Raw genomic sequence first — 15,298 nt, 5'->3', positions numbered from 1 at the left:
CCACGCCCCGACCAGCATGAACGAAGCCCTAGCAAGCGAGGCCGCGCACCGGCACTGCCAGTCGCTCCAGGACGCCCTCGGCCGGTTCCGCCGGCAGAACCTGGGACAGATCATTGCCTGGGGCGGTCACCTGGCCGCGGTCCTGCCCGTCGGCGGCCGGCTGCTGGCGGCGGGCAACGGCGGCAGCGCCGCCCAGGCACAGCATCTGACCGCGGAACTCGTCGGCCGCTACCGGGACGAACGGCCCGCCCGCTCGGCCATCGCCCTGCACGCGGAGACGTCCAGCGTGACCGCCATCGGCAACGACTACGGCTTCGACCAGGTCTTCGCCCGGCAGGTGGAGGCGCACGGCCGTCCCGGCGACGTCCTCGTCCTGCTGTCCACCTCCGGCGGCAGCGCCAATCTGATCAGCGCTGCACAGACGGGACGGGCGGCGGGACTGCGAGTGTGGGCGATGACCGGACCGCGCCCCAACCCGCTGGCGGAGGCAGCCGACGAGACGCTGTGCATCGACGCCGACTCCACCGCGACCGTGCAGGAGGCGCACCTCGTCGCCGTCCACCTTCTCTGCGAGGCCTTCGACCTGGCGAGCGCCACGCCCGCACCGGCCGTGCGGCGCGCCCCGGGAGCGGCCGCGGCCCAGGCCGCCGCACTGCGCCGGAGGATGGCGTGAGCGCGCGGGGACCGCTCGTCGTCGCGGGTGACGTCCTGCTGGACGAGGACATCGTCGGCGTCGCCGACCGGCTCGCCCCCGACGCCCCTGCACCGGTCGTCGACGTACGGAGCGATCTGCGCCGGCCCGGCGGCGCGGGACTCGCCGCGGCGCTGGCGGCCCGGTCGGGCCGTGACGTGGTCCTGGTCACCGCGCTCGGCGACGACGCGGCCAGCGAAGCCGTACGCCGTGCGCTGCGCGGCAGGGTACGGCTCGTGGAGCTGCCGCTGAACGGCACCTTGCCGGTGAAGACGCGAGTGATGGCGGGAGGCCGCTCCCTCGTACGGATCGACCGAGGAGGGGGCACGCCCGGCGAACCGGACGACGCGGTGCGTGACGCGTTGGCCGGGGCGCACACCGTCCTCGTCGCCGACTACGGCCGCGGCACGGTCGCCGCCGTACGGGAGTACCTGGCGGCCTCTGCAGGCAGGGTGCCGCTGGTGTGGGACCCGCATCCCAAAGGCGACACGCCCGTGCCCGGCGCCCGGATCGTCACCCCCAACGCGGCGGAGGTCTCGTCCCTGACCACCGAACCGGCCGCCTGGGCCGGCCGGTCGCTGCGGGACTTCGCAGAGCGGGGCCGGGAGCTGGCGGAACGCTGGCGGGCGGCGGCCGTCGCCGTCACCCTCGGCGAACGCGGCGTCCTGCTGACCCGGCCCGGCGACGGCACGCCGATGCTGGTCCCGGCCCCCTACCGCGCGGAGGGGGACCCGTGCGGCGCGGGCGACTGCTTCGCGGCGGCGACCGCCGCCGAGCTCGCCGACGGCGCCCTTCCGGAGGAGGCGGTGCAGCGGGCCGTCGCCCGTGCCGCGGCGTTCGTGGCCGCCGGCGGTGCCGGCAACCCGGGACTGTGGCGCACCGAGGGACCCGTCCGGCCCGTACGGGCCGCCGAGAGCGACCCGTTCGCCGTGGCGGAACGTGTCCGGGCCCACGGTGGGACGGTGGTCGCCACCGGCGGCTGCTTCGACCTGCTGCACGCCGGTCACGTCGGGCTGCTGGAGAGCGCCAGGCGCATCGGCGACTGCCTCATCGTCTGTGTCAACTCCGACGAGTCGATCACCCGCCGCAAGGGGCCCGGCCGACCGCTCAACCCGGTGCACGACCGGACCAGGGTGCTCACGGGCCTCGGCTGCGTGGACGCCGTAGCCGTCTTCGAGGAGGACACCCCGGCCGCGCTGCTGAACCGCCTGCGGCCCGATGTGTGGGTGAAGGGCGGCGACTACGCCGTCGAGGAACTTCCGGAGGCCGATGTCGTACGCGCATGGGGCGGGCAGGCCGTCGTGCTGCCCTATCTCGACGGCCGCTCCACCACCCTGCTGGCACGCCGCGCGGCCGCTTCCCTGGCCGCCGCCCGGACCCCGTCGCACTGACCCGCCCGACAGGAGGCCGAGATGACCACGAGCACCGAGCAGCTGAGGGGTACCGACCGCCCGCGGATCCTGGTGCTGCGGGCCCTGGGCCTCGGGGACCTGCTGACCGGCGTCCCCGCGCTGCGCGCCCTGCGGCGCGGGCTGCCCGGGCACGACATCGTGCTCGCCGCGCCCGCGCGGCTGGCTGCGGCGGCTGCGGCGACCGGGCTGGTCGACCGGTTACTGCCCGCCTTCGCTCCCCGCCGTGCGGTGCCCGCCGCACTCGCCTGGGCCGGTCCCGCGCCCGACCTGGCCGTGGACCTGCACGGCAACGGCCCCGAAAGCCGTCGGCCGCTCGCCCGCCTCTGCCCACGCCGCCTGTACGCCTACGCCCAGCCGGACGCGCCCGCGTGGCAGGACGACGAACACGAGCGGGAGCGCTGGTGCCGGCTGCTCGGCGGGTACGGCCTGCCGGCCGACCCCGCCGACCTGGCCCTCCCCGCCCCGGCCACGCCCTCACCCGCCCCCGGAGCCGTCGTGCTGCATCCCGGCGCGGACGCCCCCGCACGCTGCTGGCCCGCCGAGCGGTTCGCCGATGTGGCACGGGAGCTGAGCCGCGCCGGGCACCGGGTCGTGGTGACCGCGGGGGCGGCGGAGGGGCGACTGGCGGCGTCGGTGGCCGAACGGGCGGGACTGGGGCAGGAGGCGGTCCTCGGCGGGACGCGGGGCGACGTGCCCTTCGACGTACTGATGGCGCTGGTCGCCCAGGCACGCTGCGTGGTGGTGGGGGACACCGGCCTCGCTCATCTGGCAACGGCCCTCGGCACCCCGTCGGTCACGCTGTTCGGCCCCGTCGCGCCCCGCCTGTGGGGCCCGCCGCCCCGGCCGTACCACCGGGTGCTGTGGCACCCCGACCCGGACGATCCGCCCCGTCCCGGCGACGCGCACGGCGAACGGCCCGACGAGCGGCTGCTGCGTATCACCGTCGACGAGGTGCTCGACGCCGTACGCACCCTGCCCGTGCCCCCGGCCGAGGCCGGGGCACGGCCGGCTCAGGCGGCGGTGCCGAGCGCCGGCTGACCGACCAGGGCGGACTCCTCGGTCCGTACGACCACCGGCTTCGCGACCCGGCGCTGCCGCAGCACGTATCCGGCGCCGATCGCGCCCGCGATCAGCAGTCCGCCGGTGACCAGGGCGCCGCGGGCACCGGCCAGCTCCATGAGCAGCCCCAGCGCCGGCGGCCCCGCGAGGCCCCACACCGTCTTCACACTGCCCCAGACGCCGAGGACACGTCCCCGCAGGTACTCGGGCGGATCGGTCTGCAGCACGGTGGTCCCGGCGGTGTCGGAGACCGACTCCACCAGGGCCATCGGCAGCACGACGACCAGCAGCACCGCGAGCGACGGCGAGAGCCCCGCGACGATCTGCAGCACACCGCCGGCGGCCGCCAGCACTCCCACCAGCCGCACCGACGGCCTGCGCAGCCGGGCCCCGAGCACCGCGCCGAGGATGCCGCCGACGGCGAGCACGGTCGAGACGGTGCCGAACGCCCCCGCGCCGCCCGCGAGCGGTCCGACGACGAGCACGGCAAGGGTGAGCTGGTAGTTCCTGCCGAAGACGGAGCTGAGCCCGGTGATCGCGGCCAGCGCGACCAGGCGCGGCCGGCGCATGAAGAACGTCAGGCCCTCCCGCATGCTCATGTCCGGCTCGGCCCCGGCGCCGGCGGTCTTCGCCGCAGGGCGCTCGGAGCGGGCGCGGACGGCCTGGGCCACCGGCCGCAGGAAGGGGATGACAGCGGCGACGAAGAGGAAGGAGACACCGTTGGCCGCATAGGCGGCGGCCGTGCCGAGGAAGGCGACGGTCACACCCGCGAGCCCTGCGCCCGCCAGTCGGCCCGCGTTGTGCACCAGCGAGCCGACGCCGATCGCGGAGGGCACGTCCTCGGTGCGGACGAGGTCGTTGCCGAGCAGCGCACAGGCGGGCCCGTCGACGGTGGCGACGACGCCCGTGACTGCGGCCAGCGCCATCAGGACGCCGAGGTTCAGCTGGTCCACCGCCACGAGGAACGCCGTCAGGAACGCCACGGCGCCGAGCAGCGCCTGGCTGACCGCGGCGGTCAGCTTGCGGGGCCAGCGGTCAACGGCGGCACCGCCCGCGAGGCTCATCAGCAGCCCGGGGGCCGCCTGCACCGACATTGAAAGGCCGGTCGCGGCGGCTGACCCGGTGATCTGGAGCACCAGCAGGTTCTGCACCGTGAGCTGCATCCAAGTACCGGCGTTCGACAGGAAGTTCGCGACGGACCACCAGCGCATGCTCGGGTACCTGAGGCAGCGCCACGGAGAGGTGTCGCCCAGCAGGCGCCGCGCGAGGCGGCCGGAAGGGGATGTGGTGGAAGCAGCGGAAGAGGAAGCAGGCACAGTGAGATCACTCGGGTGACGAGCCCCCGAGGGACCCATGTGGCGGAATGCGGCGGAAGTTTGTGACACCGGCTGCACTGCGCGGCGGCTCCACCGGAATGGCGCTGACCATCGTGGCAGACGGTTCTGGACAAGTACTTCCGACGTACTTCCCCTCGGCCTTCCCCAGGCCATCGGCGGGCAGTCGAACCCTTGTGCCGACTGGGATCGCGAACTGCTGGTGGGCTTGCTCACAGGCAGTGGGCCGGACCGGTCGGCCCACTCCCCAAGTGCCGTCCCCAGTTGCGCGGGTCACAGTGAGAACGCACCCAGGGCACCGAGGGAAGGCAGAGCATTGAACGGCGGAATGCAGGTGGACCTCGACGGCAGGCAGGCGCTGGTGACCGGCGGCGCGCGGGGGCTGGGAGCCGCCATCACCCGCAGACTCGCCGGCGCCGGGGCGTCCGTGCTGGTCGCGGACGTACGCCGCGAACTGGCGCAGGAATTGTGCGCGCAAGTAGCAGCAAACGGGGGCAAAGCGGACTTTGTGTCGATGGATGTACGGGACGCGGACGCCGTCGCGGACGTCTTCCGCGAGCTGGAGGAGGACGGCGGCCACCTCGACATCCTCGTCAACAACGCGGCGGTCGACGTCTGCAAGCCGATCGAGCACCTGACGGCCGAGGAGGTGACCCGGGTGATCAGCACCAATCTGCTCGGGCCGATGTTCCTCTGCCTGGAGACCTACCGCAGGATGGTCGCCCGTGGCGGCGGTCACATCGTCAACATCCTCTCCACCGCGGCCAACCGCACCTGGACGGAGGCGGGGCCGTACGCCGCCGGCAAGTCCGGCCTGCGCGCGTTCACCCACACGCTCTTCCAGGAGGCGCAGCGCGACTGCCCCGGGATCGGCGTCACCGGCATCATCGCGGGCGGCATGGCCACCCCGTTCATCCTCGAGCGCTTCCCGGACGCCGACCTCGACATGCTGCAGAGCCCCGACATCGTGGCCGACACCGTCCTCTACGCCCTGTCCGTCCCCGACACCAGCGCCGTCTCCGAGCTGGTGGTCGTGCCGAGGAAGGAGCCCTCATGGCCGTGACAGATGCGCGTCCCGGGCGGGAAGGGCAGCCTCGCGTCGCCGTCGTCACCGGCTCGGACTCCGGTATCGGGCGCGCCACGGCCGTCCGGCTCGCCGCGGCGGGCATGGACATCGGGATCACCTTCCACACCGACAGGGAGGGAGCCGAGGCCACGGCCGAGGAGGTGCGCGCCCACGGTCGGCGGGCGGCCGTCGCCCACATGGACCTGACCGTCCTCCCGGACGCCGCCGATGTGATCGACGGGCTCGCCGGCGCACTGGGCAGGCTCGATGTGCTCGTCAACAACGCGGGAACCGGCACCGCCACACCCTTCCTCGACCTGGACCTCGGCACGGTCCGCCAGGTCGTCGACGTGGACCTCGTCGGCCCCTTCCTGTGCGGCCAGCGGGCCGCACGCCGCATGATCGACCAGGGGGACGGCGGCCGGATCGTCAACGTCACCTCGGTCCACGAACACCAGCCCCGGGTCGGCGCCGCTCCCTACTGCGCCGCGAAGGGCGGTCTCGGCCTGCTCACCCAGGTGATGGCGATCGAGCTCGCCGAGTACGGCATCACCGTCAATGCCGTGGCGCCGGGCGAGATCGCCACGCCCATGACCGGCCAGGAGGACGAGGACCCGAAGGCCGCCGAGCGCCCGGGCATTCCGCTGCGCCGCCCCGGCGACGCGCGGGAGGTCGCCGCGGTGATCGCCTTCCTGGCCGGTCCGGACGCCGGCTATGTCACCGGGGCGTCCTGGTCGGTCGACGGCGGGATGCTGCGGATGGGCCCCATGGCGGGCTCCCATCTCAGGGACGACTCCTGGCGGCGCCCCTGAGACGGGCCCGCCGGAGGAGGACCGCTCCCGCCCCCTCGTGCGGGAGCGGCATCGTCGCGAATGACAGTCGGTCGTCAGTCCGTCAGTCCGTCAGTCCGGACGGATCCCCGACCCTGTAGGTGGCAGTCGTCGGCCCAGGTTCCGGCAACCACACCGTCAATCATGCGATAGTGCTTACCGGCGCGTTCATCGCGACCGTCCCGCTGCTCGTGGTTTTCGCCGTTCTCGGCAAGCACATCGTCGACGGCATCACCTCGGGCGCGGTCAAGAGCTGACACGCAGGGGAGCCGGGGCCTGCAAGGCGCGTGGGGCGCCGTGCGGGCCCCGGCGCATGTCACCCGTCGTGAGCCGCCCTCGCGCACGCGGCGCGCAGCTCCGTCAGGCCGATGAACTCGGTGTGGGTGCCCGCCGACCCGCAGGCGAAGGCCCCCGCCACCGCCCCGGCGAGTACGCACTCGTCCACGTCCCGGCCCTCGAACAGCGAGTGCAGGAACGCGGTGACGAACGCGTCGCCGGCGCCGTTGCTGTCCACGACGGGGCGCTCCGGGGGTACGGCGGGGAAGTGGCGTGCCTTCTCCTCGCCGCGCACCAGCAGATGGCAGCCCTCGGCGCCGGCGGTCGCCACGACGAGCCGGGCCCGTCCGTCGTCGACGATGCGGTGCATGACCTCGTCGCGGCGGTCGCCGAGGGCGGCGGCGCTCAGGAAGACGTAGTCGGACGCGAGCGCGTAGTCGCGGTGGTGCGGATTGCGGCCGTCCCAGTCGTGCAGATCGGTCGAGCTGGTGATGCCGAGCCGGTGGACGTCGTCGTACATGTCGCGGTTGTGGCCGACGATCGAGAGGTGGACGTGCCGGGCGCGCTCCAGGAAGGGCAGATAGAACGGCCTGGGCAGCCGCAGGTTCGCCGGGTGGCGTCCGTCGTAGAAGGAGAAGCGGCGGCCCTGGGGGTCGACCAGATTGATACCGCGCGGCGTGCCGTGCGGGGAGACCACATGACTGAAGTCCAGGCCCTGCTCCGCGTACGCGGCGAGCACCGTCCGGCCCTGGACGTCCTCGCCGAGGAAGTCGATGAACTTGGTGGCGAGGCCCAGGGCGTGCCAGCCCAGCGCCACCCCGTTGCCGGTGTGACCCACGTAGTCGCGCACCGGCGGCACGAACAGCGAGTCGCCCGGCGGCACTTCGAGCGCGTCGACCCGGACGATCGTGTCCACGCCGGAGCCGCCGACGACGAGGACGTCATAGGGTCCGTCGCTCAACTCTGCCTCAATCCCGGGCCGTCGCCCGCTTGCCGGCGGACGCGGTCGAGCCCCGTACCACCAGTTCCGGCATGAACACGAACTCGCTGTGCGGGGCGGGTGTGCCCCCTATTTCCTCCAGCAGCGCTCGTACTGAGGCCTGGCCCATCGCCTGTACGGGCTGGCGGATGGTGGTCAGCGGGGGATCGGTGAACGCTATGAGAGGGGAGTCGTCGAAGCCGACCACCGAGATGTCCCGGGGCACGTGCATCCCCTGTTGGCGGGCCGCGCGGATGGCGCCGAGCGCCATCATGTCGCTCGCGCAGGCGATCGCGGTGCACCCCTTGGCGATCAGTGCGGCGGCCGCCGCCTGGCCGCCCTCCAGGGTGTAGAGGGAGTGCTGGATCAGCTCCTGCGACTCCTCCTGGGACAGCCCGAGCCGTTCCTCCATGGCGAGCTGGAAGCCCTCGATCTTGCGCAGCACCGGCACGAACCGGCGCGGGCCGAGCGCGAGGCCGATCCGGGTGTGGCCGAGGGAGGCGAGGTGGGTCACGGCGAGCTGCATCGCGGCCCGGTCGTCGGGGGAGACGAAGGGGGCCTGGATCTTGGGCGAGAAGCCGTTGACCAGGACGTACGGCACGCCCTTGGCGCGCAGTTGGTCATAGCGGTCAGTCGCGGCGGTGGTGTCGGCGTGCAGGCCGGAGACGAAGATGATCCCGGAGACGCCGCGGTCCACCAGCATCTCGGTGAGCTCGTCCTCGGTCGACCCGCCGGGGGTCTGGGTGGCGAGCACCGGGGTGTAGCCCTGCCGCGTCAGCGCCTGGCCGATGACCTGGGCGAGGGCGGGGAAGATCGGGTTGTCCAGCTCCGGGGTGATCAGTCCCACCAGGCCGGCGCTGCGCTGCCGCAGTCGGACCGGCCGTTCGTAGCCGAGCACGTCGAGCGCGGCAAGGACGGATTCGCGGGTGGCCGCGGCCACGCCGGGCTTGCCGTTGAGCACGCGGCTGACTGTGGCTTCACTGACCCCCGCCTGGGCTGCGATGTCGGCGAGCCGCGCGGTCATGGGAGTGGACTGTACCGGGCGCACCTCGGATTGCCCACCAGGGGCGGGAATCGGCAGGTTCATAGCGTCATGTCGCCGCCGGCGGCCCCGGCGGCCCGCCGGATGGCATGAGGCGTGTCACATCCCTGCAAAGGCTTGCGGAGCGCTTGCGGGCGGCGTTGGAAGGGGCGCACCCTGGGCCGGGTCCGGAATGCGCGCACGGCTGTCAAGCGATCCTTCGGCAACTCTCAGGACACGCGGATGTAACGATCACCCGTCCTTGCAGAAATTTGCCGCAAGGTCTTTCCGAAGGTTTTCGGCCCTGTTACGTTCCTGGCAACCCGGCACCGCGAGGGAGCGGACGGCGGGAGGCAGGTCTTCGCCTCCGCCCTTCCGGGATCAGTTGAAGGAGTTCACATGCGGCGTGGCATAGCGGCCACTGCACTGGTCGCGGCACTGGCCGTGTCGGCGACGGCGTGCGGTGGGGACGACGGCGACAAGGGCGGCAAGAGCAGTTCCGGCGAGCTCAGCGGCACGGTCACCTGGTGGGACACCTCCACGGTCGGCAGTGAGGACAAGGTCTTCAAGAAGATCGCCGAGGACTTCACCAAGCTGCACCCGAAGGTCACCGTCAAGTACGTCAATGTGCCGTTCGGCGAGGCGCAGAACAAGTTCAAGAACGCCGCGCAGTCCGGCTCCGGCGCCCCCGACGTCATCCGCTCCGAGGTCGCCTGGACCCCCGAGTTCGCCGATCTCGGCTACCTCGCGCCGCTCGACGGCACCGCTGCCCTCAAGGACGAGGACGACTTCCTCAAGCAGGCGGCCGCGTCCACCGTCTACAACGACAAGACCTACGCGGTGCCGCAGGTCATCGACTCCATGGGCATCTTCTACAACAAGAAGATGTTCAAGGATGCCGGTGTCGAGGTCCCCAAGACCATCGACGAGCTGAAGACGGTCTCCGCCACCATCAAGGAGAAGACCGGCAAGACCGGCCTTTACCTCCGCGGCGACGACGCCTACTGGTTCCTCTCCTTCCTCTACGGTGAGGGCGGCGACCTGGTCGACGCCGAGAAGAAGACCGTCACGGTCGACGACGAGGCGGGCGTCAAGGCGATGAAGGTCGTCAAGGACCTGGTCGACTCCAAGGCCGCGATCACCGACGCCACCAACGGCTGGGACAACATGCAGGCCGCCTTCAAGGAAGGCAAGGTCGCCATGATGATCAACGGCCCGTGGGCCGTGACCGACACCTACACCGGTGGACAGTTCACCGACAAGTCCAACCTCGGCATCGCCCCCGTCCCGGCCGGAACGGCCGGCCAGGGCGCCCCGCAGGGCGGTCACAACCTCGCCGTGTACGCGGGCTCCAAGAACCTGGACGCCTCCTACGCCTTCATTGAGTACATGACCAACGCGGAGAACCAGGCCAAGATCGCCAAGGACCTCAGCCTGCTTCCGACCCGCAACTCGGTCTACTCGCAGCCGGGCGTCGCCGGCAATGAGAACGTCAACTTCTTCCGCCCGGTCGTCGACAAGGCCGTCGAGCGCCCCTGGATCCCCGAGACCGGCAGCCTCTTCGCCCCGCTCGTCACCGAGTACACCAAGGTCCTCACCGGCCAGACCACCCCGGAGAAGGGCGTCGAGGCCGTCGGCGAGGAGTACCGCAAGCTCCTCAAGGACTGGAAGTAACCAAGGAGGATTGACCGGCTGATGGCTGTGGACACCAGCCAGTCGGTGGCGCAGGCCGCGGGCGACGACGCCCGCGGCCGGAGCCGCGGTACTGGCAAGCCCGAGGGAAAGCTCAAGCGTTCCGTCTCGATCCACTGGTACGCCTGGGCGATGGTCGCTCCGGTCGTGGTCGTGATCGGCGTGATCATCGGATACCCGCTCGTCCGCGGGATCTACCTGTCCCTGACGAACGCCACGGAGCGCAACGTCGCGCGCACCATCGGCGTCAACGAGATCCCCGCGACCTACGAGTTCGTGGGCCTCGACAACTACACCGACGCCCTGACCGGCGACCAGTTCCTCGGGACGCTCGGGTGGACGCTGGTGTGGACCGTGGCCTGCGTCTCCATCACCTTCACCCTCGGTCTCGGCCTGGCCAACATGCTCAACCGGAGGATCGCCGGCCGCTCCTTCTACCGGATGCTGCTGATCCTGCCCTGGGCCGTTCCCGGTTTCGTCTCCGTCTTCGCCTGGCGCTTCCTCTACGACGAGCGCCGCGGACTGCTGAACACGGTCCTCGCCGGCGGCGGGATCGACGCGGTCCCGTGGCTGAACGACCCGACGATGGCCAAGCTCTCGGTGATCGCGGTGAACGTCTGGCTCGGTGTGCCGTTCATGATGGTCGCCCTGCTCGGCGGACTGCAGTCCATTCCCGGTGAGCTCTACGAGGCCGCCGAGATGGACGGCGCCACGGCCTGGCAGCGGTTCCGCAACATCACCATGCCCGGGCTCCGTTCCGTCAGCACGACGGTGATCCTGCTCAGCACCATCTGGACGTTCAACATGTTCCCGGTGATCTTCCTCCTCACACGGGGCGGTCCCGGCGAGGCGACGCAGATCCTGGTGACTCAGGCGTACAAGTTCTCCTTCGAGATCAGCCCGCGGGACTTCGCCCAGTCGTCCACCTGGGGCGTCCTGATCCTGGTCCTGTTGATGCTCTTCGCCGCGGTCTACCGGCGAGTCCTCCGCAAGCAGGGAGAAGCCTGGTGACCACCGCAGCAACCACGCCCCGGGCCAAGATCCGCCGACGCGGCGAGCGTTCGCCGCTCGCCTCCTTCGGGCTGCACGCCACCCTGATCGTCACGTCCGTGATCGCCGTCTTCCCTGTGCTGTGGGTCCTGCTGACCTCGCTGAAGCCGGCCAAGTACGCGAACACCGCGGACTTCGTCAAGGAGACGACGCTCGCCAACTACCGGCAGCTGCTGGAGGACACCGAGTTCCTCGCCTGGTTCGCGAACTCGCTGATCGTCGCGGCTCTCACCACCGTCATCGGTGTCTTCATCGCCGCCACCACCGGGTACGCCGTGAGCCGCTTCCGGTTCCCCGGCAAGCGCGGGCTGATGTGGACCCTGCTGATCACCCAGATGTTCCCGGTCGCGGTGCTGATCGTGCCGATCTACAACATCATGGCGACCCTGGGGCTCCTCAACAGCGCCACCGGCCTGGTCATCACCTATCTGACGATCGCCGTACCGTTCTGCGCCTGGATGATGAAGGGCTTCTTCGACACCATCCCGGCCGAGATAGACGAGTCCGGGCAGGTCGACGGCCTCACCCCGTTCGGGACGTTCTGGCGGCTGATCCTGCCGCTCGCCAAACCCGGCATCGCGGTGACCGCGTTCTACTCCTTCATCACCGCCTGGGGCGAGGTCGCGTACGCCTCCGCGTTCCTGGTCGGTGACGAGAACCTGACGCTCGCCGGCGGCCTGCAGAAGTTCGTCAACCAGTACGGAGCCCAGTGGGGGTTGATGACCGCGGCCTCCGTGCTCATCGCCATCCCCGCCGGCCTCGTGTTCCTCTTCGCCCAGCGGCATCTGGTGACCGGTATGTCAGCCGGTGCCGTCAAGGGCTGAACCACCGTATGAAGCGGCGTCGCCGGTCCGTGCCCCGACCCCGGGCCGGCGCCGCACCCCACCCCATGACCTTCAGGGATGACATGACCCAGCACCTTGCTGCCCCCGCCGCTCCCGCTTCCGGCACGGACACGGGCTGGTGGCGTGACGCGGTGATCTACCAGGTCTACCCGCGCAGCTTCGCCGACGGCAACGGCGACGGCATGGGCGACCTCGAAGGCATCCGCAACCGGCTGCCGTACCTCCGGGACCTCGGCGTCGACGCCGTCTGGCTCAGCCCCTTCTACGCGTCTCCGCAGGCCGACGCGGGCTACGACGTCGCCGACTACCGCGCCATCGACCCCATGTTCGGCAGCCTGCTCGACGCCGACGCGGTGATCCGCGAGGCGCACGACCTGGGCCTGCGCATCATCGTCGACCTGGTCCCCAACCACTCCTCCGACCAGCACGAGTGGTTCCAGCGGGCACTGCGCGAGGGCCCCGGCTCGCCGCTGAGGGAGCGCTACCACTTCCGCCCCGGGAAGGGCGTGAACGGCGAACTGCCGCCCAACGACTGGGAGTCCATCTTCGGTGGCCCGGCCTGGACCCGGGTCGAGGTGACGGACGGCAATGGGGGCACCTCCCAGCCGGAGGCCGGGGGAGAGTGGTACCTCCACCTGTTCGCGCCGGAACAACCGGACTTCAACTGGGAGCACCCCGCCGTCCGCGACGAGTTCCGCTCCATCCTGCGTTTCTGGCTGGACATGGGCGTCGACGGTTTCCGCGTCGACGTCGCCCACGGTCTGATCAAGGCGCAGGGCCTGCCGGACCTCGGCAAGCACGACCAGCTGAAGCTGCTCGGAAACGACGTCATGCCGTTCTTCGACCAGGACGGCGTCCACGAGGTCTACCGCTCGTGGCGCAAGGTCCTCGCCGAGTACGGCGACGACCGCGTCCTCGTCGCCGAGGCATGGACCCCCACCGTCCAGCGCACCGCCAACTACGTGCGCCCCGACGAGATGCACCAGGCCTTCAACTTCCAGTACCTCGGCACCTACTGGGACGCCGCGGAACTGCGCAAGGTCATCGACGAATCGCTCGCCGCGATGCGGCCCGTCGGCGCACCCACCACCTGGGTGCTGTCCAACCACGATGTGACCCGGCACGCCACCCGCTTCGCCAACCCGGCCGGGCTCGGAACCCAGCTGCGCCAGGCCGGCGACCGCGAACTCGGCCTGCGCCGCGCCCGTGCCGCGACCCTGCTGATGCTGGCGCTGCCCGGGTCCGCCTACATCTACCAGGGCGAGGAGCTCGGTCTGCCCGACGTCACCGACCTGCCGGACGAGGTGCGCCAGGACCCGTCGTTCTTCCGCGCCGCGGGCCAGGACGGCTTCCGCGACGGCTGCCGGGTGCCGATCCCGTGGACCGCCGAGGGCTCCTCGTACGGCTTCGGCAGCGGCGGCAGCTGGCTGCCGCAGCCGGACAGCTGGGGCGCGCTGAGCGTCGACGCGCAGACCGGCGACCCGGGTTCGACACTCGAGCTCTACCGCAGTGCTCTCGCCGTCCGCCGTGAGCACCCCGGGCTCGGCGCCGGTGACGCGGTCGAGTGGGTGGACGCTCCCGAGGGCGTGCTGGCGTTCCGCCGCGACGGTTTCCTGTGCACCGCCAACACCACCGGCGAGACGGTCCGAATCCCGGTGCCCGGCCGGACCCTGCTCGCCAACGACACGGTGATGATCGTGGACGACATGGCAGAGGTGCCCGCCGACACCACCGTCTGGTGGGCGGTGTGACGGTTCCGTTGCCTCGGGGCGACACGGGCGGCGCCCCGAGGCTCGCGGACCTCGCCCTCCAGGCCAGGGTCAGCGAAGCCACGGTCAGCCGGGTGCTCAACGGCAAGGCCGGAGTCGCCGCCGCCACCCGGCACAAGGTGCTGGCCGCCCTCGACGTGCTCGGCTACGAGCGGCCGGTGCGGCTGCGGCAGCGCAGCGCCGGGCTCGTCGGCCTGATCATCCCGGAGCTGACCAACCCGATCTTCCCGGCGTTCGCCCAGGTCATCGAGCAGGTGCTGGCCGGGCACGGCTACACGCCCGTGCTGTGCACCCAGATGCCGGGCGGTTCCACCGAGGACGAGCTGGTCGAGCAGTTGGAGGAACGCGGTGTCACGGGCATCGTGTTCCTCTCCGGGCTGCACGCCGACACGAGCGCGGACCCGTCCCGCTATCTCAAACTGGCGGGCCGGGGCATCCCGTTCGTCCTCATCAACGGCTACAACGAGGCCGTCGAGGCGCCGTTCGTCTCTCCCGACGACCGGTCCGCGGCGCGCATGGCCGTGCGGCACCTCGTCGAACTCGGACACGAACGCATCGGTCTGGCCATCGGGCCGACCCGCTATGTGCCCTCCCTGCGCAAGGCGGAGGGCTTCACCCAGGCGCTCGAGTCGATGCTGGGGCTGCCGGCGGACGAGGCGCAGGGGCTGATCCAGCGCACCCTGTTCTCCGTCGAGGGAGGCCAGGCCGCCGCCGGTCTGCTGCTCGACCAGGGGTGCACGGGGATCGTCTGCGGCAGCGACCTGATGGCGCTGGGCGCGGTCAGGGCGGTGCGCGCACGCGGACTCGAGGTGCCCGGCGACGTGTCGGTGGTCGGTTTCGACGACTCGCCCCTCATCGCGTTCACGGACCCGCCGCTCACGACGGTGCGGCAGCCGGTGCAGGCGATGGCGACGGCGGCGGTGGACGCACTGGTCGAGGAGATCGACGGAAACCCGGTGCATCGGACGGAGTTCGTCTTCCAGCCGGAGCTCGTGGTGCGCGGTTCGACGGGTGCGCCGCGGCGCTGAAACACCGTTGGACACACGCGCAAAGGCCCGGGTCCGCCGTCGGCCGGGTTTGCGGCCTGGGCCCCGTACGGCCACGGGGGCCGCAACCAGCGGCCCCCGCGGCGCGTTCGACGGCGTGGTGGCGCGGGCCGGGGCCTGCCCCGGGTCGGGGCGGGCGGCGGGGTTCTTTCGTCGGCCCCGGGCGCGCCGGTCCGGGTCCGGGCCGGCGGGTGACCGGCCCGGCCGGCCGGGCGCGTAGGGCCCGGC

Annotated in this window: 13 protein-coding genes; 10 read left to right on the top strand and 3 right to left on the bottom strand. The window is 71.6% G+C overall.

The features are described from left to right. Nucleotides 1-16: 16 nt before the first annotated feature. The 3 genes from IE198_RS23410 to IE198_RS23400 are packed head-to-tail and all read left to right on the top strand — an operon-like array spanning nucleotide 17 to nucleotide 3,141. Nucleotides 17-673, top strand: coding sequence for a D-sedoheptulose-7-phosphate isomerase (locus IE198_RS23410; RefSeq protein WP_189889736.1), 657 nt, complete (start codon nucleotides 17-19; stop codon nucleotides 671-673). Then, nucleotides 670-2,082, top strand: coding sequence for a D-glycero-beta-D-manno-heptose 1-phosphate adenylyltransferase (rfaE2, locus tag IE198_RS23405; protein ID WP_189889734.1), 1,413 nt, complete (start codon nucleotides 670-672; stop codon nucleotides 2,080-2,082). The genes IE198_RS23410 and rfaE2 overlap by 4 nt, the downstream gene beginning before the upstream one ends. Nucleotides 2,083-2,103: 21 nt before the next feature. After that, the gene (locus tag IE198_RS23400; RefSeq protein ID WP_189889732.1) at nucleotides 2,104-3,141 is read left to right on the top strand and encodes a glycosyltransferase family 9 protein; all 1,038 of its coding nucleotides are present in this window, start codon (nucleotides 2,104-2,106) and stop codon (nucleotides 3,139-3,141) included. Here the strand turns inward: IE198_RS23400 and IE198_RS23395 are convergent. Next, on the bottom strand, nucleotides 3,114-4,373 hold the full coding sequence (locus IE198_RS23395; RefSeq protein ID WP_229834264.1) for an MFS transporter: 1,260 nt from the start codon (nucleotides 4,371-4,373) through the stop codon (nucleotides 3,114-3,116). The genes IE198_RS23400 and IE198_RS23395 overlap by 28 nt on opposite strands. Nucleotides 4,374-4,812: 439 nt before the next feature. Here IE198_RS23395 and IE198_RS23390 point away from each other — a divergent pair, with 439 nt between their 5' ends. Both IE198_RS23390 and IE198_RS23385 read left to right on the top strand, forming a co-directional pair. Beyond that, nucleotides 4,813-5,559 carry an SDR family oxidoreductase gene (locus IE198_RS23390; protein WP_189889728.1) on the top strand — a complete coding sequence of 249 codons (747 nt, stop codon included), beginning with the start codon at nucleotides 4,813-4,815 and terminating at the stop codon, nucleotides 5,557-5,559. After that, nucleotides 5,550-6,374: an SDR family oxidoreductase gene (locus IE198_RS23385; RefSeq protein ID WP_189889726.1), complete on the top strand. Its 825-nt coding sequence runs from the start codon at nucleotides 5,550-5,552 to the stop codon at nucleotides 6,372-6,374. The genes IE198_RS23390 and IE198_RS23385 overlap by 10 nt, the downstream gene beginning before the upstream one ends. A gap of 334 nt (nucleotides 6,375-6,708) precedes the next feature. On the opposite strand, the gene IE198_RS23375 is transcribed toward IE198_RS23385, so the two are convergent. Together IE198_RS23375 and IE198_RS23370 are read right to left on the bottom strand one after the other, a co-directional pair. Then, nucleotides 6,709-7,629 (bottom strand): carbohydrate kinase family protein, encoded by a 921-nt coding sequence (locus IE198_RS23375; protein ID WP_189889724.1) that lies wholly within the window; start codon nucleotides 7,627-7,629, stop codon nucleotides 6,709-6,711. Between the two features lie 7 nt (nucleotides 7,630-7,636). Next, complete coding sequence (locus IE198_RS23370; RefSeq protein ID WP_189889722.1) at nucleotides 7,637-8,671, bottom strand: LacI family DNA-binding transcriptional regulator; 1,035 nt, start codon at nucleotides 8,669-8,671, stop codon at nucleotides 7,637-7,639. Nucleotides 8,672-9,067: 396 nt separating this feature from the next. Here IE198_RS23370 and IE198_RS23365 point away from each other — a divergent pair, with 396 nt between their 5' ends. The 5 genes from IE198_RS23365 to IE198_RS23345 all read left to right on the top strand — a co-directional run bounded on the left by IE198_RS23365 (nucleotide 9,068) and on the right by IE198_RS23345 (nucleotide 15,052). Then, nucleotides 9,068-10,342, top strand: a complete 1,275-nt coding sequence (locus tag IE198_RS23365; RefSeq protein WP_189889720.1) for an extracellular solute-binding protein — start codon at nucleotides 9,068-9,070, stop codon at nucleotides 10,340-10,342. A 21-nt stretch (nucleotides 10,343-10,363) separates the two neighbouring features. Continuing rightward, the gene (locus tag IE198_RS23360) at nucleotides 10,364-11,371 is read left to right on the top strand and encodes a carbohydrate ABC transporter permease (protein ID WP_100109721.1); all 1,008 of its coding nucleotides are present in this window, start codon (nucleotides 10,364-10,366) and stop codon (nucleotides 11,369-11,371) included. Continuing rightward, on the top strand, nucleotides 11,365-12,234 hold the full coding sequence (locus IE198_RS23355; protein WP_189889831.1) for a sugar ABC transporter permease: 870 nt from the start codon (nucleotides 11,365-11,367) through the stop codon (nucleotides 12,232-12,234). Before IE198_RS23360 ends, IE198_RS23355 begins: the two co-directional genes overlap by 7 nt. Before the next feature lie 83 nt (nucleotides 12,235-12,317). Then, complete coding sequence (locus IE198_RS23350; RefSeq protein ID WP_189889718.1) at nucleotides 12,318-14,006, top strand: glycoside hydrolase family 13 protein; 1,689 nt, start codon at nucleotides 12,318-12,320, stop codon at nucleotides 14,004-14,006. Further along, nucleotides 13,994-15,052 carry a LacI family DNA-binding transcriptional regulator gene (locus IE198_RS23345; RefSeq protein ID WP_189889716.1) on the top strand — a complete coding sequence of 353 codons (1,059 nt, stop codon included), beginning with the start codon at nucleotides 13,994-13,996 and terminating at the stop codon, nucleotides 15,050-15,052. Before IE198_RS23350 ends, IE198_RS23345 begins: the two co-directional genes overlap by 13 nt. The last annotated feature ends 246 nt before the right edge of the window (nucleotides 15,053-15,298 follow it).

Origin of the sequence: Streptomyces xantholiticus, from assembly GCF_014651015.1 — a bacterium.
GTDB classification, from domain to species: domain Bacteria; phylum Actinomycetota; class Actinomycetes; order Streptomycetales; family Streptomycetaceae; genus Streptomyces; species Streptomyces xantholiticus.
This window is presented reverse-complemented; position numbering and strand designations above follow the sequence as displayed.